The following is a 7,027-nucleotide window of genomic DNA, read 5'->3' as shown; positions in this document are numbered from 1 at the left end:
GTAGAGGGCAACGTGACCAGGATCAAGCTGCTCAAGCGCCAGATGTACGGGCGGGCCAACTTCGACCTCCTACGCCGCCGCATCCTCCTATCACCATGATCAGCCAGCCAAGACCCCTCAATCAGCGGCAGAGCCGATTTTCGTGATGCGGTGACGGAGCGTCATGCGAGTAGGACGCGCTTGCGCAGGAGCGGGAGAGTGGCTCGTCCATACATTTGCCGTTTGAGCATCTTGATCCGGTTGACGTGGCCTTCGACCGGGCCGCTGCTCCACGGCAGGGTGAGGCCGGCGGTGACGGCGTCCTGGTCGCGTTCGAGTCCGTCGGCGAAGGCGTGTAGCTGGCGTAGGTCGTCGGCGCGGACTGCGGAGATCCAGGCGGGGAGGTCGGTGCCGGTGCGGTCGCAGACCATGCGGGCGAAGGCATGGACGTGGTTGCGCAGGGCCGCCAGTTCGGGGCAGCGGGAGAGGACATCGTCGAGCAGGCGCTCCTCCTCTGCTCGCAGGTGTCCGGGGTGGCGGGTGATCCAGCCGGTGGGCTTGATCCGCTTTGACGGACACTCCTGATCAGGGGCTTCGGCCCCGGAAGGATGATGTCCATCATGGAGAGCATGGGGAAGAAGAAGCCGCGCCCTCGTCGCTCGTTCACGCCGGAGTTCAAGGCGGAGATCGTCGAGCTGTGCCAGCGCGGTGACCGGTCCGTCGGTCAGGTCGCGAAGGACTTCGACCTGACCGAGACAGCAGTGCGGGACTGGGTGCGCCAGGCCGAGGTCGACACCGGCGAGCAAGACGGCCTGACCAGCGACGAGCGCGAGGAACTGGCGAGGCTTCGGCGGGAGAACCGCCGACTGCGCGAGGACGTCGAGGTCCTGAAGCGTGCAACGGTGCACTCAACCCGTCAGCGCAACAGGGGCTCCAGCCTATCGGCAGGCGTGTCGAAGTCGAGCGTCTTTCGGGGTCGCGTGTTCAGCTTCAATGCGATCTTGTCGAGGTCTTCCTGGCTCAGGTGTTCCATGCTCGTGCCCTTGGGCATGTACTGACGCAGCAGGCGGTTGGTGTTCTCGTTCGTACCGCGCTGCCAGGGGCTTCGCGGATCGGCGAAGTACACGCTCAGGCCGGTCGCGGCGGTGACGTCCTTGTGGCCCGCCAGCTCCATGCCGCGATCCCAGGTCAGAGACTTCCTGAGCTCGGCGGGCAGGTCGAGCATCTTGGCGGACAGTCTCGCGGTGACGGTGGCCATGTCCCGCCCGTCGAGCTGGACAAGCACGGTGAAGCGGGTGGAGCGTTCGACGACCGTGGCGATCTGGGTCAGTCCGCGGCCGAGGAGAAGGTCGCCCTCCCAGTGGCCGGGAATCGCGCGATCGTCGGCCTCAGCAGGTCGCTCGCTGATCGAGACCGCTTCCTTGATCTGTGAACGCCACTGCCCGGTAACCGTGTTGTGGATATTGCGGCGCGTCGGCCGACCGGACCTCAGATGCTTTTGGAGCTCCTTGGCCAGCACTCCGCGGGCCTGGACGAACAAGGACTTGTAGATCGTCTCGTGGCTCACCCGCATCCCCGATCCGCCAGCGTGGACCTTGGCCAGATGTCCGGAGATCTGTTCCGGTGACCAGTCCTCGGCAAGCTTCTCAGCCACGAAGTCCCGAAGCGGCAGGCTGGAGGCGAGCAGGCACGGCTGCCGGCGCCGGGCGCGGTCCCAGGCGCGGTCCTCGGCATCCACGGCCCGGTAGCGGGCGGGTCCCATGTTGCGGGTGATCTCCCGGCTGACGGTCGAGGCGGCACGTCCCAGGGCGCGGGCCATCTCGCGGATCGAGTCGCCCCGAGCGAGGCCACGTGAGATGGACTCCCTTTCAGGAAGCGTCAGTTGACCGGACCTCCGCTGCCGGACCGGTGGAACGTAGCCGCCGTTGGACTTGATGATCGTGAAGATCGAGCCGGGCGGCCTGCCCAGTGCCCGTGAGATCTCGCTGATCGACTCTCCGGCCTTCCAGCGGTCCCACAACTCACGCTTCTGTGTGTCCGACATGCCCGGACGACCTAACCTCGCCATGCGCCACATCCTCCGCCAGCTGGGATGTTGCGCTGACGGGTTGAGTGCACCACGGCTTTCTTCGCGTCAATGCCAAAGTAGGGGACACCGGCACCCGGGTGGTGTCAGAGTGGCAGGACCGGCGGGGTTGGCTCTCTTTTTTGCTGCCCCGTTCGCGGTGGCTTGTCCTTGATGTGCCGCCCCGCCGGCCCTGGCGTCCCCGTGGAGTGGCTTGATAGAAGCGTGCTCGCGGCCCGATTGAGGCGTGCCCCCGCGGCGGACCCGGCAACGGATCCCCGCGCTCCCGTTGGAGGCACCTTCATGATCGTAGTCGGCGTCGATGCCCACAAGAAGACCCACACCCTCGTCGCCGTCGACCCGCTCGGTCGCCGGCTCGACCAGTTGACGGTCGCTGCCACCACGGCCGGTCACCAGCAGGCCTGTGAGTGGATAAGGAAGTTCGGGCAGGTGCTGGTTGCGGTTGAGGACTGTCGGCACCTGACGCGCCGCTTCGAGGTCGACCTGCTGAACGCGCGCCACTCTGTCGTCCGGGTGCACACAAGGCTGATGGCAGGCGCCCGCCGCTCCGCCCGCGAGCGCGGGAAGTCCGACCCGATCGACGCAGAGGCGGTGGCCCGGGTCGCCTTGCGCGAACCCGATCTGCCCAAGGCCTGTCTGGACGGACCGGCTCGCGACGCGAAGCTGATCGTCGACCACCGGCGCTTGCTGGTCCGCAAGCGGACCGCGGCGGCCAACAAGCTCCGCTGGTTCCTCCACGAGATCGACCCCGAACTGCCCGTTCCATCGCGCGGCCTGCGTCGCCTGTGCGTCTTCGACATGTTGGAGACAACTCTCGCCGGTTGCACGGGAGTTATCGTGGAGATCGCGCTGGATCTAATCGCGGAGTGCCGCAGGCTCACTGAACGGATCAACGCCCTGGAGGGCAGGCTGCGGCGCCTGGTGCACGAGCTCGCACCTGCCCTGTTGGAGGTCCCCGGTTGCGGGGTGATCGGCGCCGCGGCGATCCTTGGCGAGACCGCGGGTGCGGCCCGCTTCAAGTCGAAGGACGCGTTCGCGCACTTCAACGGCACCGCGCCGATCCCGGTCTGGTCCTCGAACAAGGTCAGGGTCCGGCTCAACCGTGGCGGCAACCGGGCGATCAACAACGCGCTCCACATGATCGCGGTGACGCAGGCTCGCGGCAGTGGCGAGGGCGCGGCCTACTACGCGAAGCAACTCGCGGCCGGAAAGACCGTCAAGGAAGCCCTTCGCCTGCTCAAACGCCGCATTTCCGACCGCGTCTTCCGCGCCCTTCTCGCCGACGAGACAGCCCGCAACAAGGAGAGCCAACCTCCGGCAGGGGGGCGTCGAGTTGGCTGCTTGACATAGAAGCATCAAGGAGACCCGGTGACGGTGCACCCGTTCATCGAGGCGGAGAAGCAGGCAGGCCACAGCGTCAAACGGGCGTGTGAACTGCTCATGGTCTCCCGTGCCGCCTTCTACGCCCGCCGCAACGGCGAGCCCGGGTCCCCGCGCGGTCCGCGACGCCGAGCTGACGGAGAAGATCACCGAGGTCCACGAGACGTCGCGGGGCAGTTACAGCGCCCCACGCATCCATGCCGTGCTCCGCCGGGACGGTGACGGCTGCGGCCGCCGCAGGGTCGCCCGCCTGATGCGCGAGGCAGGGCTGCAGGGCCGGCACCGCAGGCGGCGCCACCGCACCACGATCCCGGATCCGAACGCCGCCGCACGGCCGGACTTGGTCCTGCGCGACTTCCAGCCCGACCCGACCGGCCTCGACGCGCGCTGGTGCGGCGACATCACCTACATCTCGACCGGCGAGGGCTGGCTCTACCTGGCTACCGTCATCGACATCGCCTCGCGCCGCGTGGTCGGCTGGGCCACGGCCGACCACCTGCGGACCGAGCTCGTCGCCGACGCCTTGCGGGCCGCCTGCCGCAGCCGGCGTCCCGACGGTCCGGTGATCTTCCACTCGGACCGCGGCTGTCAGTACACCAGCCGTGAATTCGCCGTACTGGCAAGCGAGTTCGGAGTTCGTCTGTTAGTCGGTCGCACCGGCCAGTGCTGGGACAACGCCCTCGCGGAGTCGTTCTTCGCCACGCTCAAGCGGGAGCTGATCGGGGACCGGCCGTGGCCCAGCCGCGCGGCAGCCCGCACGGCGATCTTCGAGTGGGGTCGAGGGCTGGTACAGCATACGCAGACTGCACAGCAGCCTCGACTACCGCAGCCCTGCTGACTACGAGGCCGTCCTCGCGGCCTGACCACCACAACGAGGGTGTCCGTCAAAGCGGAGCAAGCTCAGTTGATGGTGTGCCGTGAGGCCTGAGCGAGGGTGACACCGCTCAGGCGTCGGCGGTGTGGGAGGCTAGGCCGGTGACTGCGACCCTCCGTCCTCTGGACGCCGAACACTTCCCCGCCTGGCTCGAACGTAGTCGAACCGAGTACGCCAAGGAGCTCGTTGCTCTGGGGCAGACGTCCGAGGACGCCTACCGGCAGGCGGACGAGACCATGGCGCACTCGTTTCCGTCCGGGACACCGAACCCGGATCACGCGGTCTTCGACGTGGTCGACGATGCCGGGGTAGTCGTCGGCTACCTCTGGATCGGACCGGACAGGAGTGACGACGCCGGTGCCTGGTGGGTCTGGGACATTGTGATCGACGCCGACAAGCGTGGTCGGGGCCTGGGCCGAATGGCCATGCTCCTCGGCGAGGAATACGCCCGGGCGCGGGGCGTTCATACTCTGGGTCTCAGTGTCGCCGGGTTCAACACCGGCGCACATGGCCTTTACGAGTCGCTCGGCTACGAGACGACCTCGGTGAAGATGCGCAAGAAACTCGGCTGAGCCTCAGGCGACGTTTGCCCTGTCGACGACCTTGCGTAGTCGTTGGTCGGCGGCGTGCTTGTTCCGCCAGATGATGTAGCGGCGGATCATGCTGCCCTGGGCCTTGTGGCTGGCGTGGTCAGTGCCGTCGAGGGCGAAGTAGCGCAGGCGGTGAACTGGGCCTCGATCCGGTTGAGCCAGGAGCTGTTGGTCGGGGTGTAGGCGATCTCCACGTTGTTCGCCGCCGCCCACGTTCCGACCCACTGACACCGCTTCGTCGTCAGGTGTGGAGAGTAGAAGCCCCTATGTTTCGTCAAGCCGCAGGAGAGGGCTGGCTGGTGGCCTGGGGCTGGATGTGCCGGTAGAGCTCGCGGGCGACGTATCGCTTGAGGCAGCGGATAATCTCGCGCTTGGACATGCCCTGGGCGGTGCGTCGCTGCAGGTACTCCTGGGTGCGTTCGTCCCAGCGTATGCGGGTCATCACGATGCGGTAGAGGGCTGCGTTGGCCTGGCGGTTGCCGCCGCGGTTCAGGCGCCGTCGTTGCGTCTTGCCGGAGGACTGTTCGACCGGACTGACGCCGCACAGGGCGGCGAAGGACGCCTCGTCAGTGATCCGATCCGGGTTGTCGCCTGCGGCGATGAGGACGGCGGCGGCGCTGTCGGGCCCGACGCCGACCAGGTCCAGCATCTGGGGCCGGCAAGCGCGGACGGCCCTGGTGGTGCGCCGGGTGAGCTCTTTGACCTCGTCGGACAGCTGCTGGACCCGGCGGGCGAGCAGGCGCATCGTGAAGACGGCCTCGCCCCGTCCGTCGACGTCAAGGGCCGCGCAGGTGGCGATCAGCGCAGGGTTGCTCAAGCCGGTGAGCAGTTCGCGCAGGTCTGGGTCGATGGCCAGCAGGACGGCCTTGAGCTGGTTCAGCGCCTGGGTGCGGGCCTTGACCGCTGATTCCTTGGCCAGCCGCAGGACCCGCATGTCCGCCACAGGGCCGTCCGCGGTCTTCGGCACGGTGGTGGCGCGTCCCGATAGCACCGCGCGTGCCGCCGCGTCCGCGTCGACCGCGTCGGTCTTGCCTCGCTTGCGCCGGGCGGCGCGGTCGGGCTGGTTGACTTCGATGACATCGACGCCTTCCTGGCGCAACGACCGGGTCAGCGCGGTTCCGTAGGATCCGGTGCACTCGACGCCTGCCCGATGCAGGACGCCGAACGACTTTGCCCAGGCCAGCAGTTGGCGATAGCCGGCTGCGGTTGCCGGGAACTCCTGGTGGGCGAGTGAGGCGCCCAGGGTGGTGATGACAGCGGCGACGTGGATGTCCTTGTGGGTGTCCACTCCCAGGACCACATCCTCGGCCGGGCCCGAATCTCGCTGCGCGGGCAGGGTCGGCTGGGGCATGCTGGCGACGGTCACGAGGCTCCTTGGACTGGGGCTGGTGGCTGACACCGGTCCGGTGAGCGGTCGGAACTGTGACGGTGCTTTGTGCAGCAAAGCCCCTATCGGGACACGTCCGCCGGGCCGGTGGCAGTACGCGACGCAGGGGGTCGGAGCCGACAGTTCTACACCAAGGCAACCGAGGCCAGTTGTCACACGGGTCAGGCTCCGACCCCCTGCGGCACACCGTGATCCTCACAGTTGTCACAGACGATCGCGATGCGAACACCGGCCGGGTGCAGCGAGCGCAGGTAGCGGCAGAACTCCAGGAACTTGGAGCGGTTCTTGGTCTTCTTGATGTGCCCGTAGAGCTGGTCCTTGGCGAGGTCGTAGGCGGCGAACAGGTGCCGGACTCCGTGCGGGCGGGTGTAGGTCGCCCGCCGTCGGGGTCTGGGCCCGCGCTCGGGGTCCTTGTGCGCCCCGCCGCGCTCGGCCCACTGCCGGCCGGGGTGGGGCTGGAGGTTGAGCGGGCCGAACTCGTCCATGCAGTAGACGACTTCGGGCTCGCCCTCCTCGGGTATGACCTCGCCGTCGGCGATGGCGTAGAGGTGCTCGACCCTCGCCTTCTTCGTGGCGTAGTCGGGGTCGCGGGAGGTCTTCCAGGTCTTCACACGTTGAAAGGAGACGTCCTCCTCGCGGAGCAGGACCCGAAGGCCCTCGTGGCTGATGTCGTCGACCACCCCCTCGGCGACCAGGAAGTCGGCCAGCTTGGCCAGGCTCCAGGTCGAGAA

At 67.7% G+C, this 7,027-nt stretch carries 5 protein-coding genes and 4 pseudogenes; 4 read left to right on the top strand and 5 right to left on the bottom strand.

All coding sequences use genetic code 11. The annotated features are described in order from the left end of the window. Positions 1 to 161: 161 nt before the first annotated feature. Positions 162 to 533: pseudogene (locus tag ACZ6NC_RS41655) on the bottom strand (ISL3 family transposase); the annotation flags it as partial. Positions 534 to 587: 54 nt separating this feature from the next. On the opposite strand from ACZ6NC_RS41655, the pseudogene ACZ6NC_RS41650 reads away from it, so the two are divergent. After that, a pseudogene (locus tag ACZ6NC_RS41650) lies at positions 588 to 794 on the top strand (transposase); the annotation flags it as partial. 101 nt (positions 795 to 895) lie between these two features. On the opposite strand, the gene ACZ6NC_RS41645 reads toward ACZ6NC_RS41650, so the two are convergent. Further along, on the bottom strand, positions 896 to 2,047 hold the full coding sequence (locus ACZ6NC_RS41645; protein ID WP_465739101.1) for an IS30 family transposase: 1,152 nt from the start codon (positions 2,045 to 2,047) through the stop codon (positions 896 to 898). 300 nt (positions 2,048 to 2,347) lie between these two features. On the opposite strand from ACZ6NC_RS41645, the gene ACZ6NC_RS41640 reads away from it, so the two are divergent. The 3 genes from ACZ6NC_RS41640 to ACZ6NC_RS41630 all read left to right on the top strand — a co-directional run bounded on the left by ACZ6NC_RS41640 (position 2,348) and on the right by ACZ6NC_RS41630 (position 4,891). Next, entirely contained in the window at positions 2,348 to 3,415 is a 1,068-nt protein-coding gene (locus ACZ6NC_RS41640; RefSeq protein ID WP_465739100.1) for an IS110 family RNA-guided transposase, read from the top strand. A gap of 100 nt (positions 3,416 to 3,515) precedes the next feature. Next, positions 3,516 to 4,283 (top strand): IS3 family transposase, encoded by a 768-nt coding sequence (locus tag ACZ6NC_RS41635; protein ID WP_465739099.1) that lies wholly within the window; start codon positions 3,516 to 3,518, stop codon positions 4,281 to 4,283. Between the two features lie 137 nt (positions 4,284 to 4,420). Beyond that, positions 4,421 to 4,891, top strand: a complete 471-nt coding sequence (locus tag ACZ6NC_RS41630; protein ID WP_465739098.1) for a GNAT family N-acetyltransferase — start codon at positions 4,421 to 4,423, stop codon at positions 4,889 to 4,891. 3 nt (positions 4,892 to 4,894) lie between these two features. On the opposite strand, the pseudogene ACZ6NC_RS41625 reads toward ACZ6NC_RS41630, so the two are convergent. The 3 genes and pseudogenes from ACZ6NC_RS41625 to ACZ6NC_RS41615 all read right to left on the bottom strand — a co-directional run. Continuing rightward, positions 4,895 to 5,166 (bottom strand): annotated as a pseudogene (locus tag ACZ6NC_RS41625) (transposase); the annotation flags it as partial. 17 nt (positions 5,167 to 5,183) lie between these two features. Next, positions 5,184 to 6,260 carry an IS110 family RNA-guided transposase gene (locus ACZ6NC_RS41620; protein ID WP_465739102.1) on the bottom strand — a complete coding sequence of 359 codons (1,077 nt, stop codon included), beginning with the start codon at positions 6,258 to 6,260 and terminating at the stop codon, positions 5,184 to 5,186. A 224-nt stretch (positions 6,261 to 6,484) separates the two neighbouring features. Then, positions 6,485 to 7,027: pseudogene (locus tag ACZ6NC_RS41615) on the bottom strand (COG3415 family protein); the annotation flags it as partial.

The organism is Kitasatospora sp. NPDC041988, assembly GCF_055588525.1.
Note: the sequence above shows the minus strand (reverse complement) of the source record. Positions and strands in the feature narration are given on the sequence as shown.